Genomic DNA, 19,063 nt, shown 5'->3' with positions numbered 1-19,063 from the left:
TATAAATAAGTGTATAAAAAATCCCGAAGTAAATGCTTCGGGATTAAATTATTTATAAACGATTGCTTAGAAAGTATAGCCTATACGAAGGTGTATGTCGAACATTATGTCTGCTGAATCATTTAGTCCATTTTTACCTGATAGATACCATATAGGCCCTAAGCCAGCACCAAGTTCATAGTTAAAGCTGCTTTTTGCAATAGCACGGCGAATACCCCATTTAGGAACAAAGCTTATTTGATTAGGTAATGATATATCGTCAGGGCCACTGGTTTTAAACCAGTCCGGGCTATATTTTACGGCAACTGTTAAAAAGTTAGCGCTGTTATTCGATGTATGTCTTCCATTGTCGGCACGTTTTTGTAGATTATAATACCAGCGTGGCTCTACACTTATAGATGGTGCAAAAAAGATACCCGTTTCACGTTCTGCTAGCGAATTGTATCTGTGGATCTCATACGACCACATATCCAGGCCTACTTCTGTGCGTAACGCCCATTGGTTTGCTAATCGGCCTTCATGGCTTGCCCATATGCCAACACCTGTTTGTATATTAAACAATGATTTTTCAACCGATGCCGTTGTTTCCTGAGCATTCATACATCCAAAAGCCATAAGGAAGACTAATGCAGTGTAAAGTTTTTTGATAAACATGTCTCGTTTTTAAGATTAAAAAAATCCCGAAGTGTTACCTCCGGGATCTTAATTTAGTAAGATGTAAAAGCAATTATTGTTTGATATCTAATTTTTTAGCGATTGGAGCCGGTATCCCACCTTTGTGAAGCAGTATCGCTGTAGATTTGTATTTTACAAAGTTCTTAGTCATGTACATATAACCTTTGTAGTCGTTTGATGCACCCCAAGAGTTTTTGATAATATAGTATTCTTTACCGTTTTGATCTTTAGAAAGACCTACAATGTGCATACCGTGATCATCTGTAGTCTGGTAGTTGTCAAACGCTTTCTGGCGGATGTCTTCAGTGATTTCAAGCTCTTCTTTTGGCCCAAGGAAAAGGCCTTCTTTTTCTTCAGGAGTCATGTCTGCAATGTTTTTTGCAGGAATGTAAGCTACGCCATTTTTCCAGCTAAAGCCTTTTTCGCTAACGTCTCCAGCCCATCCTACAGTGTACCCTTTTTTAAGAGCATTGTCTATAATGTCTGTAAGTTCGTTAAGTTTTACGTTGTAAACTAAGTCAAGAGACCAGTTGTCCGGCACCATTAGTACAAACTTAGAGTAGTAAGGGTATTCTTTTAATGAAGAGATCTCTACATAATCATCAGGATTAATACCTACAACATCTTTAGCAAATGTTTGCGGAGTGTATTTTTTTCCTTTGTATTCGAAAGACTGAGGAACGTCTCCTAAATAAGAGTCGATTACAGATGTGTAAGCTTTAATCCAGTTTGGAGAAAGCTCCCCGTTAGGATTTTTTACAGCTGCCTGTAAAACGCCTTCACCCATAGCAGCCATTTCGGCAAATTTATTGCTTGTTGTACCGTAGTTAAGACCGGTGTAAACGTTTTGTGGAAGTGCACCATACTTGCGGTACATATTGATAACATCGTGTAAAGCACCACCATCACCTAAAGTGATGGCACCATGCATACGTACATAGTTTTTTCCTTTTTCTATGTAAGCATTACGAGCGGTGTAAATTTGAGATATTTCAACAGGTTGTTTGCCCATACGGATCATTTCTGACTCAAGGAATGAGTTAGCAGAATAGCTCCAGCAAGTACCGGATGACCCTTGGTTTTTTACCGGCGTATTTTCTATATTGATAACATCGGTAAATTGAAAAGCTGTCGTGCTGTTAGCACTTTGATTATTTTTAAGTGAATTGACCAGGTAATCCTGAGCAAATCCCGTTTGCATTCCCGCAAATAGCAACGAAGCAGCTATGAACGGTTTAACTGAAAAATTATACATTGTAATATGTGATTTAAAATATTGAGCGCTAAAATACAGAAAATTTATGTAAGGTTATCTTTTTGTGAACATTCTATAAAGTTTCCTTTAGCCACTTAAAGAATTCGCGCTGCCAAACTAATGCATTTTGTGGTTTTATTACCCAGTGGTTCTCTTCCGGGAAATACATAAATCGGCTATTGATGCCTCTAAGTTGTGCTGCCTGGAAAGCTTCCTGCCCTTGCCCTATTGGTACACGGAAATCAATACCGCCCTGGATAACCATGATAGGTGTATTCCAATTGCCCACTTTGCTTATAGGGTTAAACTCTGTGTAGGTTTTTTGAGCTGCAGCATTGTCCTTTTCCCAGTAAGGTCCACCACTGTCCCAGTTGGTAAAGAAAACTTCTTCGGTAGTGCCATACATACTCTCAAGGTTGAATACACCACAGTGTGATATAAATGTTTTAAAACGGTTGTTGTGTATACCGGCAAGGTAAAATACAGAGTAGCCACCATAACTTGCACCCACTGCACCAAGCCTTGTCTTGTCTACATAGCTTTCTTTAGCAACATCATCTATTGCAGAAAGGTAGTCGTTCATTACCTGGCCACCCCAATCTTTACTGATGTCTTCATTCCATTTTACACCATGACCCGGCATGCCGCGTCTGTTTGGGGCAACAATAATATAGTCTTGTGCGGCCATAACCTGGAAGTTCCATCTAAAAGAATAAAACTGAGACAATGCAGATTGTGGTCCGCCCTGGCAGTATAGTAATGCAGGGTATTTCTTTTTAGGATTAAAGTTTGGAGGCAGTATTACCCATACCAGCATTTTTTTGCCATCGGTAGTAGTAACATAACGTTTCTCGGTTTTGCTCAATGCAATTCCTGCGTATGCCGCATCGTTCACTTTAGTGATCTGTGACCATTTTTTCTTGCTTAAATCATAACTGTAAATTTCGGTTGCGTGGTTCATATCTGTACGACCCACGATTATTTTGTCTCCGTTAAACCCGATAATGTCGTTAACGTCAAATATGCCGTCAGTAAGTTGTTTTACAGTAATTGCAATCCTTGTAAGTCCAGGGAAGTTTACTTCAAACAATTGTTTTGTACCATCTGTAGCAGCAAGGAAATATACTTTTTTGCCATCTTTACTCCATGTAAAGCTGTCTACAGTACCATCCCATCCGGCAGTAAGATTTATGTCTGTGCCTTTAAAACGAACAATAATGTCGTTTTTGTCAGCCTCATAGCCATCGTGTTTCATTTGCAGCCAGGTTAGGTCGCCATTCGGCGAATAAACAGGTTGTGTATCATAACCTAAGTTTTTAGGTGTTAGGTTTGTAGTAGCTTTGGTAGCTAAGTTATACTCATATAGATCTGTATTAGTGCTGGTAGCATATGCTGTGCCTGCTTTTTTCTTAGATACATATATGATGCTTTTACCATCCGGAGACCAGATGTAATCTTCTTCACCGCCAAAAGGTTTTTGCGGAGAATCATACGGCTCACCAGCCATAATGTCTGTAAAGTTATCTTTGTTGTCTGCAAGAGTAAAGCCTACGTGGTTGTGAACGCCTGTGTTCCAAGTGTCCCAATGACGGTAATCCAGTCCGTTGTAAATCTGAACGTTAGATTTTTGAAGTTCCGGATAAAAATCTTTTCCTTCTATTTTATTAACTTTAATTTCTTTTGATGTTAGCAAAAGTCTGCCATCAGGAGATAATGACTTGTCATTAAGCAGCTCTTTATATTCTTTTACCTCTGTGGCAGTACCGCCATTTACGGGAAGAGTGTAGAATTTAGAATCTAATTTGTTTTCTTCGATATTAGGTGTTGCCACCTTATAAACGATGTTTTTTCCGTCTTTAGTAATGCCCAGTGCGCTAACACGCCCTAGTTTCCAGAGTAGCTCCGGGGTCATGTGTTGTTGTGCCGAGGCAGTTAATCCCATGATGCTTAAAGTTAATAGGAGAATTTTTTTCATTGTAACGCAATATTTAATAGGGGCTAAAAGTAAACAATTTCTTTGATTGTTTTGAAGTCGTGATTGCGAATGCTATTTGTTGTTTGGATGGATATTGATATTTTTTTTAGTTAAATGTTTGTAAATACTGCAAAAGAATGGCTTAAAAATAATAAGGAAACCCGTATTTAAAAAAATATGAGTATTTTCACCCACTTAAAAATAAATATTTTGAAAAGTAATAATAAACTCTTTATCGCCATTGTTACAGGTCTTGTTCTTGGCGTTGCCTTAGGTGGCCTTGTGCATTACCAATACCCAGAGAGTGGAGAAGGCTTTGCAAAGAATATTAAGCTGTTAGGTACTATTTTTATTAGAATGGTACAAATGATTATTGCTCCGCTTGTATTTACAACCCTTGTGGTTGGTATTGCAAAGATGGGCGATATGAAGATGGTGGGCCGAGTTGGAGCGAAAGCCATGGCATGGTTTTTGTCGGCATCTTTAATGTCGTTATTACTGGGAATGCTGCTTGTAAACTGGCTTGAGCCGGGTAAAAACACAGCAGTAACCATGGAGAATGTAAAGTCTGCAGATGACCTGGTGCAAAATACACATTCGTTTTCTTTAGAACAGTTTGTTACGCATGTTGTGCCTAAAAGTATTTTTGAGGCTATGGCAACTAATGAGATATTACAAATTGTAATTTTCTCGATATTGTTTGGAATTGCATTATCATCTGTGGGTAAAAGTGCTGAGCCTGTATTAAGGGTTTTAGATACTATAGCCCATGTGGTATTAAAAATGGTGGGCTACGTTATGTGGGTAGCGCCATTAGGAGTATTGGGAGCTGTAGCCGCTGCGGTTGCCATTTATGGTTTTGATATATGGAAGCTGTATGCTAACTACCTTGCTGCCTTTGCGTTGGGTATACTGTGTTTATGGGTGGTTCTTTTAAGTGTTGGATATCTTGTATTAGGTAACAGGTTGTGGACTTTGTTAAGAAGACTGGCCAGCCCGTTGCTTATTGCGTTTTCTACAACAAGTAGTGAGGCTGTTTTCCCTAAATTAACAGAAGAGTTAGAGAACTTTGGGTGCGACCCTAAGATCGTTTCGTTCACGTTGCCGTTAGGGTATTCGTTTAACCTTGATGGGAGTATGATGTACATGACCTTTGCCAGCTTATTTATAGCACAGGTATATGGTATAGACATGCCAATCGAGAAACAAATTTTAATGTTATTGGTGCTTATGCTTACCAGTAAAGGTGTTGCCGGTGTTCCCAGGGCTTCACTAATTGTAGTAGTGGCAACATGTGCCATGTTTGGCATTCCGCCGGAAGGTATTGCTCTTATACTGCCGATAGACCATTTTTGTGATATGGCGCGTAGTATGACAAATGTACTGGGTAACGCTCTTGCTACGAGTGCAGTAGATAAATGGGAAGCAAAAGAAGTATAATTTTTTAGATTAAAAACACACACAGAATATGGACAGTTTTCACTGGACGCAGTTAATTAACCCTGAATTTTACATTAACCTTCAAATTGGAGGAGTACCGGTAGGTATTTACGTAGTATTATTTATTGTTTTTGCCGAAACCGGCCTTTTTGCAGGTTTCTTCCTTCCGGGCGACAGCCTTTTATTCCTTGCAGGTATTTATAGTAACGAGCTTATGGCTACATTATTTACCATTGAAGGCGAGTTTCTAAATGTTCTTTTACTGTCTGTTCTGGTTGCTATTGCAGGTATTGTGGGTAATACTTTCGGTTACTGGTTTGGTGCTAAAAGTGGTACATACCTTTACACTAAAGAAGATTCTTTCTGGTTCAAGAAAAAATACCTTATACAATCACATGACTTTTTCGAAAAGCATGGAGGCCGTGCCATTATTTTTGCACGTTTCCTGCCTATCATCCGTACGTTTGCCCCTATCATTGCAGGAGTTGTAAAAATGGATAAGAAAAAATTTATGCTATTTAATATCGTGAGTTCTTTCCTGTGGGCGTTCATCCTTATTTTTGCAGGACACTACCTGTATGAACTGTTCCTTACGAAATTCGATATCGATCTTAAATCTCACATTGAATACATCATCATTATCATCGTAGTAATTACTACTGTGCCATTGGTTCTTAATGCTATAAAAGGTAAAAAGGTAACCGAAGAAGAGGCTAAAGAAGTTGGTAAAGAAGACGAAGAACTATAATAACAACTTGTTGTTATGAACCTGAGCTATTGGGAAATTAAAAACTGGTTTACTGCTGTAGACTATACCATAGTAGGAAGCGGAATTGTAGGGCTTCATGCCGCATTGCGCCTTCGCGAACGGTTTCCCAATAGTAAAATACTTGTACTCGAAAAAGGGCCGCTGCCTCAGGGAGCGAGTACCAAGAATGCAGGTTTTGCCTGTTTTGGCAGCCTGTCTGAAATCATAGACGATTTAAAGAATCATACCGAAGAAGAAGTTATTGCCCTTATCCAAAAACGCTGGAGCGGATTACAACTGCTCAGGAAGCGACTGGGTGATGCCGCAATCGATTTTAGACCTTTTGGCGGTTATGAGCTGTTTCTTGACAATGATGCTGAAGGATATGAAGAATGCCTTCGGCGTATGCCCTTTGTAAATGAAATCCTGAAGCCTCTTTTTAAAGCAGATGTTTTTGCGAAAGAAGTAGACCGCTTTAATTTTAAAGGCATACAGGAATATCTAATATTCAATCCGTTTGAAGGACAGATCGATACCGGAAACATGATGCAGGCTTTACTTAAAGAAGCTGTTTCTCAAAACATTCTTATTTTAAATAGCCAGACCGTTACTGCCATCAACGAAAAAAGCGATGGTGTAGACGTAAGTCTTGGTGATTTTAATTTTACTACAAAAAAAGTGCTGTTTGCGACCAATGGCTTTGCCGGAGGATTGACAAAAGGGGCTGTAAAACCAGCTCGTGCACAGGTTCTTATTACAGAACCGATACCCAATCTCGATATAAAAGGTACGTTTCATGTAGACAGAGGATATTACTATTTTCGTAATATAAATGATCGCATACTTTTTGGAGGAGCAAGAAATCTTGATTTTCAAGGTGAAACTACAACCGAATTTGGTGAAACGGATATTATACAAAACCAACTGGAAAAAATGCTCCGTGAAGTAATTTTGCCTACTACCGATTTTACTGTTGCGCATCGCTGGAGCGGTATTATGGGAATGGGTGCTCAGAAAAACCCAATTGTACAGCAGTTATCCAATCATGTGTATTGCGGTGTACGGCTTGGTGGTATGGGGGTAGCTATAGGTAGTATGATAGGTGCAGAACTTGCTGAATTGGTTTAGAAATATGATAAAATCGTCACATAAATTTTATAATGCATTATCTTTTCTATATCCTGTGATAGATGTTTTTATTGGGGCGCATAAAAAAAGACTGATTAGTCATGCCAATGCTCTTCCCGGTTTAAATTTACTTGAAATAGGTGTAGGGAACGGCAGCTGCTTAAAGCTGTATAAAGACAAAGTTATTACCGCCATAGATTCATCTGAGGGAATGCTTGCAGAAGCAAAGATCAAAAATGGGGAAGGTGTTCAGTTTATACAGATGGATGGTGAAAAACTCGATTTTTCTGATGCTGCTTTTGATATTGCTGTTATGTGCCATGTGCTGGCGGTAACATCTAATCCTGATCGTATGCTTACTGAAGCATTCAGGGTATTGAAACCTAAAGGATATTTGTTGATCTTAAATCATTTTACTCCTGATAATTTTATAGGATTTATTGATAGAGGTTTTAAGCCTTTTGCCCGATTATTAAAATTTAGGTCTGAGTTTTATTTTAAAGATCTCGATACGTCAAATTATACTATTGTAAATAATTTAAAGTGCGGAAAACTGGGTTATTTTAAATTGATAATCCTTCAAAAGCCCTGATGAAAAAATATATTTACTATAGTATTATTGGATTATGTCTTTTAGGGGCATTATTTCTGTATACTTTTTATAGAACCACAGATACAGTTGTAAACAGAGTTTTTATAAGTGTGTTTTCTCGTGATTCATTCTATCAATTGAGGAATGTGGTAAGGACAATAATACCTTTGCCAGACTGGATCATATATTCAATTCCCGAAGCATTATGGGTGTTTTGTACTGCGTTGGTTTCTAAAAATATGTACTTTTCGATGGGTCGATATTCGGTAAATTGTATTTATATACCAATAGTGTTCGCTTACTTATGGGAGTTTTTCCAATTAATTGGTATTACAAAAGGATACTGCGATTTTTGGGATTTATTTCTGTGTACACTAGCATTTTTATTGGCAAAAAAGTTTTTTAAGCCACCACATGGTGTCGTGTATGTTTTTAAAACTTTTACTTTTCAGGTGTTTCTATTCTTTGTGATGTTTGCGATTGTCTATCTGTCGCATGTTGTATAGTCATTATTAATTCTTCTTAGACTAGTTCATAGAATCACAACTGTAATTTGATAAAGGGATTGAATTATTATCCAACAAATTCGTAATTTCGCTCTGTTAATCGTTTACTATATGCTTCGAAAAATATCCCGTTTCCTTTTTAAGGTATTTCTTTGGTTTTTTGCGCTATCTGTACTATCAGTAGTGATATTCCGCTATGTGCCGGTTCCTTTTACACCTTTAATGCTGTCAAGAGCATTAGAGCAAAAAGCAGAAGGTAAAGAAATGACATGCAGTCATGACTGGGTGCCAATTGAAGAAATATCGCCTAATCTTCAAAAAGCAGTTATTGCCAGTGAAGACGATTTGTTTTTAACACATAACGGCTTTAATTTTAAAGCAATGCAAAAAGCATTTAAAAACAACCAGAAAGGGAACAAAATAAAAGGGGGAAGCACCATTTCACAACAAACGGCTAAGAATGTTTTCCTGTGGCAGGGCAGAAGCTATCTTCGTAAAGGACTTGAAGCTTATTTCACAGTGCTTATAGAATTGCTGTGGAGCAAAGAGCGTATCATGGAAGTATACCTTAACAGTATAGAAATGGCCGATGGTGTTTATGGAGCGCAGGCTGCATCACAGCACTGGTACCACAAAAATGCCAACGACCTTACCAAATATGAAGCAGCCGGTATTGCAGCAATACTTCCAAATCCAAGAAAATTCAGAGCTGTTGGTTCTTCGGGTTACACAGAAAGACGAAAAGGCAGGATTGTACGCCTCATGCGTTATGTTAAGCTAGAATATTAATGACAAAATCCTATCTTATAGCAGCGCTTTTATATTCTGTTCTCATATTGGGACAGAAACCTGCAGAGATAGGCTTAATTACCGATAACGATCTTTACAGTTCTCCTGTAAACGATCAATACTATACGGCAGGACTCGAAATTTTTTACAGATACCTCGGCAGCAGCCAAAATGAAAAGGTAGCTAAAAAAATAACCGAGTTCAGGGTGGGACAATATATTTATAATCCGCAGTCGGTGCGTGCAAACGAGATCAATGTAAACGACAGACCTTTTGCCGGGTATCTTTTTGCAGAAGCAGGTATTAATACTTTTTATACCGATGAAAGTATTTTTAAGCTCACTTTTCAGGGAGGTGTAGTTGGGCCGGAATCGGGCGCAGAGGAAGTTCAGCGCGGATTGCACCAGCTTGTTGGTTATCCAACAGTAAGAGGATGGCAGTACCAGATAACAACAACCGTAGCAGTACAGGCAGCTGCCTTTTATTCTAAAAAGATATTTGCAGAGCGCTATAAAGAAAAGGTAGATTTTCACGTACAGGGTGAAATAAACATCGGCACGATATGGACTACTGCCAGTATAGGAGCAATGTCGCGTATAAGCTTTAAAAGGCCATTGCAGGCTATGTACAACTCCAGTCTTCATGGGGCGGTACTCAATCACAATAAGGAATTTTATAAAGAACAACGGGAGTTTTTCCTGTATATAAATCCTATGGTGCAGTACATGCAGTATGATGCTACCATTCAGGGCAGCCATTTTAATACTACAAGTCCTGTAACTTTTCCGCTTATACCGTTTCGATTCAATGCCGAAATTGGCTTAAAATACCGCTACAACAATTGGAATTATTCGTATTCGGTTCATTACAGAGGCAAAGAACTTTCTAATAATGTAATTACCGGATTCTACTACGGTTCCATACAGGTCTCTTATCTTTTATAATACATCAGACAATTTTAACGGAACGCGGATTTTATTGCTTTATCTCCATGGATGATGCTGTCACGCTGAGCTTGTCGAAGCGCCACATGATTGAATTAGGTGTCCTCTTTGTTTTAGCAAAAATGCTAAACCTTATAGTTTCGACACTCTTAAGTTAAACCCAACAAAAAATCCCATTCAGTTTCTACCGAATGGGATTTTTGATATACATCAGTTGTAGTTAATTACTTTTTGATCTTAGGTGTTACACCCATATTGTAAAGCGTAAATGCCTGAACATCGCTGTACTCTGCAATGGTTTGTGCAATAGATTTTCCGGCTCCGTGGCCTGCTTTAACACCAATACGGATAAGTACCGGATTTGTTCCCTGGTGTTTCTCCTGAAGCTCGGCAGCAAACTTAAAGCTGTGTGCCGGTACAACACGGTCGTCATGGTCACCTGTTGTTATCATTGTTGCCGGATATTGAATGCCTTTTTTAACGTTGTGTACCGGAGAGTATCCTTTCAGGTAATCAAACATTTCTTTGCTGTCTTCGGCCGTACCGTAATCATATGCCCATCCTGCACCTGCTGTGAAAGTATGGTAACGCAGCATGTCCAGTACACCTACAGATGGTAATGCCACCTTCATAAGGTCAGGGCGTTGCGTCATGGTTGCGCCTACTAACAATCCACCATTACTTCCTCCGCTTATAGCAAGGAATTTAGACGATGTGTATTTGCTGGAAATAAGGTATTCTGCAGCAGCAATAAAGTCATTGAATACATTTTGTTTTTGCTGTTTTGTTCCTGCATCATGCCATTTTTTACCATATTCACCACCACCTCTTAGGTTAGCCACAGCATAAATACCGCCGTTTTCCATCCATACGGCATTAGCAATGCTAAAGCTTGGTGTAAGGCTGATGTTGAATCCGCCATAACCATATAATATTGTAGGGTTAGTGCCGTCAAGCTTAATACCTTTTTTATGTGTTATTATCATTGGTACTTTAGTACCATCTTTAGATGTATAGAATACTTGTTTTGACTCATATTCGTCACCGTTAAAGTCTACTTTCGGTTTTTGGTAAACAGCCGATTTTCCTGTTGCAGGATCATATGTATAGATAGTTCCCGGTGTTATGTAATTGGTAAAAGAGTAGTATAAAATTTTCTCAGTTTTTTTACCACCGAAACCTCCGGCTGTACCAATTCCAGGTAATTCGATATTACGAACGAGTTTGCCATTGTAGTCATACTGTTTAATCACAGAAACGGCATCCTGCATGTACTCAGCAAAAATATACCCTGAACCTGTAGATGGCGATAATACGTTTTCTGTTTCAGCAATAAGGTCTTTCCAATTCTTTTGCGCCGGATTTGATGCATCTACCGTTACAATTTTCATGTTAGGCGCTTTGTAATTGGTTGCAATGTACAAGGTACTGCCGTTGTTGTCTATAATGTTGCTGTCGCTGTCAAAATTATCAGTAATATTTACAATTTTGCTGTCCGGTTTAGTCAGGTCTTTAATGTAAAGTTCGTTACCTGATGTAGAGTTGGCTGCCGAAATAATAAGGTATTTCATATCTTCGGTAACACCACCATTCACATAACGTCTTTTTTGATCCTGGCCAAAAATTACTTTATCGCTTTTTTGAGGCGTACCAAGTTTGTGGTAATACAGCTTGTGCTGATCGGTCTTTGCAGACAGCTCACTGCCTTCCGGCTTATCATAGCTTGAGTAGTAAAAACCTTCGCTGTTTTTCCATGAAACACCACTAAATTTTACATCTACAATAGTTTCACCAACGATTTTTTTTGTTTTAGTATCCATTACAAATACTTTACGCCAGTCGCTTCCGCCTTCAGATATGGCATAAGCAGCAAGATCACCTTTTTTGGTAAAGTTTATACCTCCTAAAGAAGTCGTTCCGTCTTTAGAAAAAGTATTTGGATCAAGAAAAACCTCTTCTTTACCGCTCTTATCCTTACGGTATAATACCGACTGATTTTGTAATCCGTTGTTTTTGTAATAGTAGGTGTAGTCACCTTCTTTAAAAGGGGCGCCTATTTTTTCATAATTCCATAACTTTTCCATGCGGGCTTTAAGAGCGTCGCGAAACGGAATTTTTGAAAGGTAGTTAAACGTTACTTCGTTTTCTGCTTTAACCCATGCTGCTGTTTCTTCAGATCGGTCATCTTCCAGCCAGCGGTAAGGATCCTGGATATTTGTTCCAAAGTAAGTATCAACATTATCGGCTTTTCGTGTTACGGGATATTTAATCTCCGATTTATTATTTTCGTGAGTCTGTGCATTCATAGTAAGGCAGCAGGCCGCAGCCATTACCGTTAGAGTGTTTTTCATTTTTAGCAAGTTAGATTCACAAATATAACGAATCGTACCGTTCTAAGAAACAAATAAAGGCTTGTATTTTACCCTGTGCTTGTACAATAATATGGCATTTAAGACTACTACAAGCAAGGCGGTGCCTATTGCCGGAATGTCAAGGAACAGGTGGAATAAAAGAATGTTGACTGAAATTGGAACAAGCAATAGAAGCGCAAATGGCACCCATATCCTGAAAATTAACATCAGGCCGATTACAATTTCAAAAATGGCAACTACGGTGAGAATGTAGCCGGTATCGGACATGGAACTCATAAAATCGGCAGCTGCTTGTGGAGGTTGGGGTAAAGGAATAAAGGAATATATTTTATTAACGCCGAATACAATCAGGATAAGACCAAGCATAATCCTTACAATTTGGGTAAATTTTGAATTCATAAGCAATAGTTTAAGTGTTAGTATTGTGTAGTTTATAATTAAATTTAATAAATTATTTATTGCATTTTTCGTAAAAATAAATGCAAATAAAAATGCCTCTGTACAACTACAGAGGCATTTAATTAATGAAGTATTTAAAACAGTTTACTGCACAGTTACATTAAAAGTTACCTGAGCATCGGTAGCACCGGCAGCATTGGTTATTATACCCTGTGAAACTCCTTCGCCCGCTTTGTTAGGCTCATGGATAAGTACGATGTTCAGTGTTCCTGTTGCAGGAGTTGCAGCTGCAGTATAAACGAAGTTCAAACCAATAGGTCTGTTGTTTACATCTTTATCGTTGTAAGCAAAGGTGCCTAGGCCAGTTTGCTGGAAAAAGATCTGGTGCTCATCGCCCTCTTCTTTTATTTCAGCCGTAATGTCTTCAGCAGGATTCGTTAGCTCATTAAGAAACGTTACAGTACCATTGTATATGGCTCCGACTGTAAAATTGCCCGATGCTGTTACTATAGGAGCATTTGGTCCGTCACCGTCAAGGTCGCGGGAAAGCAATACGACAGGGGTGCCTCCGCCTTGTGGTGTTAAGGTTGCGTTTATGGTAGTTATTACTTCTTCTTCGTTTACCAGGGTTGCTTTATCATCATCGCTGCTGCACGATGAAAAAGTTGTGATTGATACCAATGCTAAAGCTAAGATTCTAAGATTTTTCATGTTTGAAAGATTACGTATTAATAATTAAATTTTAATTGCAGTTGAAAATTTCTGCCTAGGTCGTCAGTATAAAGACGCTGGCGGTTAAGATAATCGCGGTAGGTTGTATTAAAAATATTAAGCACAGATAACCCAACCGTTACGGTGCTTTTTTGAGATGTATTAAATGTAATACCCGAGTTGAAATGTAATAGGTGGTAACCCGCCGGCGGCGTACTTACATCTACCGGCGTGCTTACCAACTCACCATTTACAGGAAGGTCTACATTGAAGTTGTTGTTAGGATAACGGGTTTGTTTAAAAATGGCTTCACTGCGTAATTCTAAAAACAGCTGATGCCAATTTTCTTTAGTATAGCGAATGGTGTTCGCGATATTAAGCGGAGGCATCTCGATCAAGGGCTGGTCTTTCGTAGTGTCCTGTCCGTATACATAAGCAAACGAAAAGTTATGCTGCCAGTTACTGGCTATTTTCCAGTTGGTGTGCAAATCTAAACCCGCTAAAAGCGCATCCGTCTGGCGGTAGCGGTATACCGGGAAAGCTCCCCTGATGGTGTACTCAATTTCGGTAGGGGCGAGGTATATAAAGTTGTTTATAAGATTTAAATAAGGTGTAGCTTCAAAAGTAAAGCTGCCGTTTGATTTTAATAAAGTTGCGGAGAATTTATACGCTTTCTCTTTGTCTGTACGCAAATCGCCTAACTCGATAGTTCCGTTAGAGTGGTGCAATCCATCGCTAAAAAGTTCAGACGGATTTGGGTTACGCATAGCAAGGCTGGCATTTGCCAATACCTGCATGCCGTTATCCAGCTCTTTACGAATACCAACACTTGCCGATATATTATGAAACGTAAATTGCGGATTGGTTAGCCATTGCGAACCGAAGTCACCCGTAATAAAATGTGCAAATTCTTTGTCATAGCCAAGGTTTGTCCAACGTGATTTTTGGTAAAATTTGGAGGCATCCATTTTAGAGAAATCATAACGAACCCCGGCTTCGGCAGTAAAACTGTCTGAGAAAGCATACGATGCTATTCCGTAAACCCCTGCGTCATATTTGCTGTAATTTGGAATAAGCGGGCGAATATTAGTATCAGGACTGGCATCATTTTTTTGTGCCGAACCACTTACGCCGCTTTTAAGTGTTAACGCATCTGTTTCTTTTTTCCAGTCGGCCTGCGCCGAATGTGTCACGAGAGTAAGATCGAGTGCGGGTTTATTGGTAAACGCACCACGGCGAATGTCGAACTCCTTACGGCTGTTGTGCTGAAAAGCATATTGTACCGATAGCGTAGAAGCATCACTAAATCGTTTATTGAAATTCAATTTGGCCAAATGATGCTGTACTTCCTGTCTTGGCGCATTAATGTCATAAGTAAAAGGCTCAACCACATTAGGACGTCCGCTATTAATAGCACGAACCAAATCACTTACATTACCTATATGGGTTGCTTTAGCGATACCAATGGTGGCATCATAAAAACTATAGGATGCCGAAAGATCATAATCACTACCAATGTATTTTACGTCGCCTGCAAAATTGCTTTCACGATTCCCAGTGTTCGATAATACATAATTCGGTGCTTCCCTGTCACCCATATATTTATAGGTTCCGGCAGCGTTCCAAGCCCATCCTTTTTCGGCACCTTTGTGCAGGCTGGAAGATATACTACCACCACGCCCGTTTGATGCTGCATTGAGTATGGTCTTTCCAAATAAAGTGTCTTTTAATACCTTAACAGGTTCTACCAATACAATGCCGCCCACGGCATCACCGCCATACTGCAGTGCCGAGGCACCTTTAATAACCGATATTTTTCCTGCCGAATTGATGTCTAAATTTGGTGCATGCTCTGTACCCCATTGCTGGTCTTCAAGCCTTACATTATTAGATATAACCGGAACCCTGCTGCTGTGCAGTCCATTAATAACAGGTTTTACAATGTTATTCCCTGTTTTTAAGGTATATACCCCGGCAATCTCTTTCAGGGCATCTCCCAGGGAAGCATTGCTGTATTTCTCAATGGTTTCGGTTTTGAGTTTCTGCTCATGAATAACATTTTTGGGGACAGCATTATTTGCAGATAACACCACCTCCTGCAGTTGAGTGGCTTCCGGTTTTAAAATAGCGTCCAATCGTGTTGAACCTGTAATGTAAAGCAGCGTGTCCAGGCTTTTATAGCCAATGTAAGATATTACCACACGGTGCTGCCCCGCAGGTATGTTCTGTATTTTGTAACTGCCGTCAGGATTACTCATGGCGTGCAGTTCCTCAATATGGATATGTGCCCCGTCCAGAGGCTTATTTTGGGTTGTGGTAACGCTTCCGCTAATGGTATTTTGGGAATACGCACACAGGCTTCCTGCCATAAAAACGGCTAGGAATATATAGTAAAATCGCATGATGTATAGAGTCTAAGAATAATACAATATCCCCTCTGATTCCGGCGTATGCCGAAAATCCGTAGTCGCGCTCAGTATATCGAAGCGTTTCGGGATGGGATGGTCGTAAATGATGTCTTAAACAAATGAAGGAGGGCCTCTATGCGCATACAGGCTTCCGGCAAATGCCTTGCTGCCTTCTATGCTGCTAAAGCTGTAAGGAATGGGTTTAAACGGAAAATCGAGCCTGCAGCAAAATTCCTGTGGGACAATGAAGTAGTCAAAATGGAAATCACAAATAGAGCAGTCTTCTTCGTGATCATGGTCGAGCGCGCTAAACTGCTTGGATTCTTTTTTTACCTTATGCTGTTCATGAGCATGCTGATGGCTAAACGCGTGAAAAGACTGATAGGCGATAGTGAGCTGCACTAATGCCATCAGGGCCAGATTGAATATGGCGAATTTTCTTTTCATGACAGCAAAGGTAGAAAAGATTTTGAATTAAATGCAATTGTGTTGCAATTAATGTTGTTTTAACCTGTTTCTGTCATTTCGACGAAGGAGAAATCTTGATATGGGTATATTTTTATTTCCAGTTAGCGTATAAATTAAAATGGATTGTTAGATCATTTTATTTTTTTTATCCAATCGTCCTGAACCAAGCCTTCAAACTCTTTAATACCTTCAGGGGTGTAGAAATGTAATATTTCGTAAGGTTTGCCATTTCGCTTTTTTTGTAATTGAAATATACCTTCATTATCTATCGAATATATATTATAGATATCTTCAGGGCATGTAGGTGTTATAAGATGTGATTGACTTACAAAACGTATTTTATCATCCCCAAAATTATACAGATTCATTCCGTTTTTTGCTTCAAATGCCCCAAAATAATTGGTTGTCTTTTTTGCAGTGTCATACAATAAGTAAAGATTTGTTGGGTAGTCTTTATAAATGCTATATTCAATCTCCACTGCAATTATATCTCTTCCGTTCAATTTGTATAATTTTACCTGGGTCCATTTACCTGTAAAATTTAAAGTGTCTTTCTTAAAGTTATGAACCTCATTTATAGTTGTTGTGCCTTTTAAAGAAATCTGTTTGTTATCAATAATCAAAATAGTTTCTTTTCTGCCATTGATCCATTTAATATTGTGGTTTGCTAACTTGATCTCATTTTCATTTCCATCAATATTATTGATCATCATTTTTGGGCGTATTTCATGATGTATGAAGTGATTTCTTAATCTTTCGGCATTAGACCGTACAATGCGTGTTGTGTCGTAATCATGATTATATTCATCATGTATTACATTTTCTTTTTTATTGTTGTCGCTTCTTTTACAGGATAAAAGTAAGCAGATTAGTGCGAGCAAAAGTAATACTGATCTGTTCATTGCAATTGATGGTTTAGGTAAAGATATAAATATTTAGTAGATGAGATCTGCATTGCTAGTAGGCATTAAACCTCAGGATTCTACTCCGTATTACTCCATTTGAATGGTATAAATAAAAAACCTGCAACTCTCGTTGCAGGTTCTATATAGAATTTGAATACTTGTATTATACTAGTCCATTTGCAACCAGGTACTCAGCAATCTGTACGGTGTTGGTAGCAGCACCTTTTCTAAGGTTATCAGCAACGATCCACATGTTTAGTGTATTGTCCTGACTTTCATCACGACGGATACGCCCTACATATACATCGTCTTTACCTTCTGCATAAAGAGGCATTGGGTAAGTAAATGTATCTATGTTATCCTGTACTACAACTCCCGGAGTGTTCTCAAGGATACTGCGTACTTCTTTAATATCAAAGTCATTTGTGAATTGTACGTTTACTGATTCACTGTGCCCACCTACGGTTGGGATACGCACCGTAGTAGCCGTTACTCTTATAGAATCGTCAGACATGATCTTTTTTGTCTCACGTGTCATTTTCATTTCTTCTTTCGTATAGCCGTTCTCTTCAAACGAATCGATTTGTGGAATAGCATTACGGTGAATAGGGTATTTGTATGCCATTTCGCCTTCAATACCGGCATATTCGTTCTCTAACTGTTTTACCGCCTTTACACCTGTTCCGGTAATAGACTGGTACGTAGAAACTACAATACGCTCAATGTTGTATTTTTTGTGCAGCGGTGCCAGCGCCAGTACCATTTGTATGGTAGAGCAATTTGGGTTCGCTATGATCTTGTCTTCTTTAGTCAGCTGGTTTGCATTGATTTCAGGCACTACCAGTTTTTTGGTAGGATCCATTCTCCATGCAGATGAATTGTCTATTACAGTTGTACCTGCTTCGGCAAATTTTGGAGCCCATTCTTTAGACGTGTCTCCACCGGCAGAAAATAGTGCTATTTCCGGCTTCATGCTCACGGCAGTATCAAGGCTCACCACCTTATACTTCTTTCCCTTATACTCGATTTCCTTACCTACAGATCGCTCAGAGGCTACAGGGATTAATTCGGTTATTGGGAAATTTCTTTCGGCCAGTACTTTCAGCATTACTTCGCCTACCATTCCGGTAGCGCCTACAACAGCAACTTTCATAATAGTATATGTTATTAAATTAATTTGAAGCAAAAGTAGGTAGAAAACAAATTGCTCCAACAGAAATTACACAAAGAAAAACCGTTCTCTGGGAACGGTTTTGTTAATAATAGAATATATAGTGTAGCGGAAACGTCTTTTTATAACTGTCTGTTCTTTAAAGCATCCCTTATCTCCATTAAAAGTTTTTCTTCGTTTGTTGGAGCAGGCGGTTCTGCAGGTGCTTCGATGTCTTTTTTTCTTGAGGCGTTAACACCCTTAATGATCATGAACAGTACAAAGGCAACAATAATGAACGATATTACATTCGAAATAAAATTACCATACTTTACTGCTGTACCCGGGATAACAAGCTGAGAAAGGTTTTCCAGGTTGGCTGCTTTTAAGGCAGGTGTTAATAATAATGGTGTGATAATGTCTTCTACAAGCGATTTTATAATGGCGTTAAAGGCAGCGCCAATGATAACACCAATGGCAAGATCCAGTACATTGCCTTTTAATGCAAAATCCTTAAATTCTTTCATTAATCCCATAGTTTTCAGTTTTTTAGTTTAAAATAATTGGTTTTGGTATAAGCTAAGTTACAAAACTATTT

At 38.9% G+C, this 19,063-nt stretch carries 17 protein-coding genes; 6 read left to right on the top strand and 11 right to left on the bottom strand.

Features of this window, described 5'->3' with window-relative positions; all coding sequences use genetic code 11:
* Window positions 1–66: 66 nt before the first annotated feature.
* From EPI11_RS11505 to EPI11_RS11495, 3 genes are all read right to left on the bottom strand, one after another.
* On the bottom strand, window positions 67–654 hold the full coding sequence (locus EPI11_RS11505; RefSeq protein WP_128390123.1) for a hypothetical protein: 588 nt from the start codon (window positions 652–654) through the stop codon (window positions 67–69).
* A 73-nt stretch (window positions 655–727) separates the two neighbouring features.
* Entirely contained in the window at window positions 728–1,930 is a 1,203-nt protein-coding gene (locus EPI11_RS11500; RefSeq protein ID WP_128390122.1) for a C1 family peptidase, read from the bottom strand.
* 73 nt (window positions 1,931–2,003) lie between these two features.
* Window positions 2,004–3,905: a S9 family peptidase gene (locus EPI11_RS11495; RefSeq protein ID WP_128390121.1), complete on the bottom strand. Its 1,902-nt coding sequence runs from the start codon at window positions 3,903–3,905 to the stop codon at window positions 2,004–2,006.
* A gap of 210 nt (window positions 3,906–4,115) precedes the next feature.
* Here EPI11_RS11495 and EPI11_RS11490 point away from each other — a divergent pair, with 210 nt between their 5' ends.
* The 6 genes from EPI11_RS11490 to EPI11_RS11465 all read left to right on the top strand — a co-directional run bounded on the left by EPI11_RS11490 (window position 4,116) and on the right by EPI11_RS11465 (window position 10,052).
* Entirely contained in the window at window positions 4,116–5,345 is a 1,230-nt protein-coding gene (locus EPI11_RS11490; protein WP_128390120.1) for a dicarboxylate/amino acid:cation symporter, read from the top strand.
* A gap of 28 nt (window positions 5,346–5,373) precedes the next feature.
* Window positions 5,374–6,093 carry a DedA family protein gene (locus EPI11_RS11485; protein WP_128390119.1) on the top strand — a complete coding sequence of 240 codons (720 nt, stop codon included), beginning with the start codon at window positions 5,374–5,376 and terminating at the stop codon, window positions 6,091–6,093.
* Window positions 6,094–6,108: 15 nt separating this feature from the next.
* Window positions 6,109–7,221 carry an NAD(P)/FAD-dependent oxidoreductase gene (locus tag EPI11_RS11480; RefSeq protein ID WP_128390118.1) on the top strand — a complete coding sequence of 371 codons (1,113 nt, stop codon included), beginning with the start codon at window positions 6,109–6,111 and terminating at the stop codon, window positions 7,219–7,221.
* Window positions 7,222–7,225: 4 nt separating this feature from the next.
* A complete protein-coding gene (locus EPI11_RS11475; RefSeq protein ID WP_128390117.1) occupies window positions 7,226–7,813 on the top strand; it encodes a class I SAM-dependent methyltransferase in 588 nt (195 codons plus the stop codon).
* Window positions 7,814–8,430: 617 nt separating this feature from the next.
* Window positions 8,431–9,108, top strand: coding sequence for a monofunctional biosynthetic peptidoglycan transglycosylase (mtgA, locus tag EPI11_RS11470; RefSeq protein WP_128390116.1), 678 nt, complete (start codon window positions 8,431–8,433; stop codon window positions 9,106–9,108).
* A complete protein-coding gene (locus EPI11_RS11465; protein WP_128390115.1) occupies window positions 9,108–10,052 on the top strand; it encodes a lipid A deacylase LpxR family protein in 945 nt (314 codons plus the stop codon). The genes mtgA and EPI11_RS11465 overlap by 1 nt, the downstream gene beginning before the upstream one ends.
* A gap of 224 nt (window positions 10,053–10,276) precedes the next feature.
* On the opposite strand, the gene EPI11_RS11460 is transcribed toward EPI11_RS11465, so the two are convergent.
* From EPI11_RS11460 to mscL, 8 genes are all read right to left on the bottom strand, one after another.
* Complete coding sequence (locus EPI11_RS11460; RefSeq protein ID WP_394343639.1) at window positions 10,277–12,358, bottom strand: prolyl oligopeptidase family serine peptidase; 2,082 nt, start codon at window positions 12,356–12,358, stop codon at window positions 10,277–10,279.
* An 87-nt stretch (window positions 12,359–12,445) separates the two neighbouring features.
* On the bottom strand, window positions 12,446–12,823 hold the full coding sequence (locus tag EPI11_RS11455) for a DoxX family membrane protein (protein ID WP_128390113.1): 378 nt from the start codon (window positions 12,821–12,823) through the stop codon (window positions 12,446–12,448).
* Window positions 12,824–12,967: 144 nt separating this feature from the next.
* Window positions 12,968–13,534, bottom strand: coding sequence for a type 1 periplasmic binding fold superfamily protein (locus tag EPI11_RS11450; protein ID WP_128390112.1), 567 nt, complete (start codon window positions 13,532–13,534; stop codon window positions 12,968–12,970).
* Between the two features lie 17 nt (window positions 13,535–13,551).
* On the bottom strand, window positions 13,552–15,936 hold the full coding sequence (locus tag EPI11_RS11445) for a TonB-dependent receptor (RefSeq protein ID WP_128390111.1): 2,385 nt from the start codon (window positions 15,934–15,936) through the stop codon (window positions 13,552–13,554).
* A 117-nt stretch (window positions 15,937–16,053) separates the two neighbouring features.
* Window positions 16,054–16,389, bottom strand: coding sequence for a hypothetical protein (locus EPI11_RS11440; RefSeq protein WP_128390110.1), 336 nt, complete (start codon window positions 16,387–16,389; stop codon window positions 16,054–16,056).
* A 152-nt stretch (window positions 16,390–16,541) separates the two neighbouring features.
* Entirely contained in the window at window positions 16,542–17,312 is a 771-nt protein-coding gene (locus EPI11_RS11435; RefSeq protein ID WP_128390109.1) for a hypothetical protein, read from the bottom strand.
* A 166-nt stretch (window positions 17,313–17,478) separates the two neighbouring features.
* Window positions 17,479–18,468, bottom strand: a complete 990-nt coding sequence (locus tag EPI11_RS11430; RefSeq protein WP_128390108.1) for an aspartate-semialdehyde dehydrogenase — start codon at window positions 18,466–18,468, stop codon at window positions 17,479–17,481.
* 140 nt (window positions 18,469–18,608) lie between these two features.
* Window positions 18,609–19,001, bottom strand: a complete 393-nt coding sequence (gene mscL / locus EPI11_RS11425; RefSeq protein ID WP_128390107.1) for a large conductance mechanosensitive channel protein MscL — start codon at window positions 18,999–19,001, stop codon at window positions 18,609–18,611.
* Window positions 19,002–19,063: the final 62 nt, after the last annotated feature.

It is taken from the genome of Flavobacterium cerinum, from assembly GCF_004028155.1.
Taxonomy (GTDB): domain Bacteria; phylum Bacteroidota; class Bacteroidia; order Flavobacteriales; family Flavobacteriaceae; genus Flavobacterium; species Flavobacterium cerinum.
This window is presented reverse-complemented; position numbering and strand designations above follow the sequence as displayed.

Bases quoted from the DNA above. Each gene is read 5' to 3' on its own strand.
- EPI11_RS11505 (WP_128390123.1), bottom strand. From the start codon at position 654: ATGTTTATCAAAAAACTTTACACTGCATTAGTCTTCCTTATGGCTTTT.
- EPI11_RS11475 (WP_128390117.1), top strand. From the start codon at position 7,226: ATGATAAAATCGTCACATAAATTTTATAATGCATTATCTTTTCTATAT.
- EPI11_RS11465 (WP_128390115.1), top strand. From the start codon at position 9,108: ATGACAAAATCCTATCTTATAGCAGCGCTTTTATATTCTGTTCTCATA.
- EPI11_RS11485 (WP_128390119.1), top strand. From the start codon at position 5,374: ATGGACAGTTTTCACTGGACGCAGTTAATTAACCCTGAATTTTACATT.
- mscL (WP_128390107.1), bottom strand. From the start codon at position 19,001: ATGGGATTAATGAAAGAATTTAAGGATTTTGCATTAAAAGGCAATGTA.
- EPI11_RS11430 (WP_128390108.1), bottom strand. From the start codon at position 18,468: ATGAAAGTTGCTGTTGTAGGCGCTACCGGAATGGTAGGCGAAGTAATG.
- EPI11_RS11460 (WP_394343639.1), bottom strand. From the start codon at position 12,358: ATGAATGCACAGACTCACGAAAATAATAAATCGGAGATTAAATATCCC.
- EPI11_RS11445 (WP_128390111.1), bottom strand. From the start codon at position 15,936: ATGCGATTTTACTATATATTCCTAGCCGTTTTTATGGCAGGAAGCCTG.
- mtgA (WP_128390116.1), top strand. From the start codon at position 8,431: ATGCTTCGAAAAATATCCCGTTTCCTTTTTAAGGTATTTCTTTGGTTT.
- EPI11_RS11435 (WP_128390109.1), bottom strand. From the start codon at position 17,312: ATGAACAGATCAGTATTACTTTTGCTCGCACTAATCTGCTTACTTTTA.
- EPI11_RS11500 (WP_128390122.1), bottom strand. From the start codon at position 1,930: ATGTATAATTTTTCAGTTAAACCGTTCATAGCTGCTTCGTTGCTATTT.
- EPI11_RS11495 (WP_128390121.1), bottom strand. From the start codon at position 3,905: ATGAAAAAAATTCTCCTATTAACTTTAAGCATCATGGGATTAACTGCC.
- EPI11_RS11480 (WP_128390118.1), top strand. From the start codon at position 6,109: ATGAACCTGAGCTATTGGGAAATTAAAAACTGGTTTACTGCTGTAGAC.
- EPI11_RS11450 (WP_128390112.1), bottom strand. From the start codon at position 13,534: ATGAAAAATCTTAGAATCTTAGCTTTAGCATTGGTATCAATCACAACT.
- EPI11_RS11455 (WP_128390113.1), bottom strand. From the start codon at position 12,823: ATGAATTCAAAATTTACCCAAATTGTAAGGATTATGCTTGGTCTTATC.
- EPI11_RS11440 (WP_128390110.1), bottom strand. From the start codon at position 16,389: ATGAAAAGAAAATTCGCCATATTCAATCTGGCCCTGATGGCATTAGTG.